The sequence below is a fragment of the Pelomonas sp. CA6 genome (genome assembly GCF_022549225.1).
Classification (GTDB): Bacteria; Pseudomonadota; Gammaproteobacteria; order Burkholderiales; family Burkholderiaceae_C; genus Roseateles.
The window spans coordinates 1-1,120 of the sequence record NZ_JAKZFD010000035.1; the positions used below are offsets into that span (position 1 = coordinate 1).

The 1,120-nt window shown below is 73.5% G+C and carries 1 protein-coding gene; it reads left to right on the forward strand.

Annotated features, from left to right (window positions below; translation table 11 throughout):
* Positions 1–1,120: AMP-binding protein (locus LZ017_RS21745; protein WP_241399025.1), on the forward strand; the 1,120-nt coding region annotated here is incomplete at both ends.

Consider the following 1,120-nt stretch of genomic DNA (forward strand, 5'->3'; position numbering starts at 1 on the left):
TGGCACGCCGGTGGCGAACCGGCCGCGCGTGGAGCTGGAAGCGCTGGTGGGCTTCTTCGTCAACACGCTGGCGCTGCGGCTGGACTTCAGCGGCGGGCCGGACGTCGGCGCGCTGCTGGCGCAGGTGCGCGACTGCGTGCTGCAGGCGCAGGCGCACCAGGACCTGCCCTTCGAACAGGTGGTGGAGGCCGTCCGGCCACAGCGCAGCCTGTCGCACAGCCCCGTCTTTCAGCTGATGTTCGCGTGGCAGAACACGCCCGCGCAGCGCCCCGCGCTGGGCGGGCTGACCGTGGAGCCGCTGGCGTCCGTGTCACGGGGCGCCAAGCTGGACCTGGTGCTGGACCTGGAGGAAGGCGAGGGGCGCGTACGGGGCCGTATCGGCTATGCCAGCGCGCTGTTCGACCGCGCCACCGTGCAGCGCCATGCGCAGTACCTGCAGGCCTTGCTGCGCGGCATGCTGCGCGACGAGAAGGGCCTGCCGATCGAGGCAATCCCGCTGATGGACGACGACGAACGGCGTGCGCAGCTGCGGCGCGGGCAGGGTGGCCTGCAGCCCCAGCGGGATTCGTCCTGCGTGCACCATCGCTTCGAGCGCCAGGTCCGGCTGACGCCGCGGGCGCTGGCGCTGCAGGCGGGCGATCAAGGCCTCAGCTATGCCGAGCTGGACGCGCGGGCGAACCGGCTCGCGCGCCGGCTGGTGGAGTTGGGCGTCAAGCCCGAGAGCCGCGTGGCCGTGGTGGCCGAACGCGGCATCGCGCTGGTGCTGGGCTGGCTGGCGGTGCTCAAGGCCGGCGGCGCCTATGTGCCGCTGGATCCGGCCCATCCGCAGCCGCGGCTCGCGTTCCTGCTGGACGACTGCGCGCCGCCGGTGGTGCTGGCGAGCGCCGCGTCGCGGGCCGGCCTGCCGGACTGCCAGGCCCTGCGCCAGGCCACGGTGCTGGACCTGGACGAGGCGATGGCGGAGCCCTTGCAGGCGCAGCCGGCGCCGCCGCCCGAGGTGGCGCTGAAGGGGGAGCACCTGGCGTATGTGATCTACACCTCGGGCTCCACCGGCGAGCCCAAGGGCGTGATGGTGGAGCACCGCCAGCTGGCCAGCCTGGTGGACTGGCACTGCGAGCGT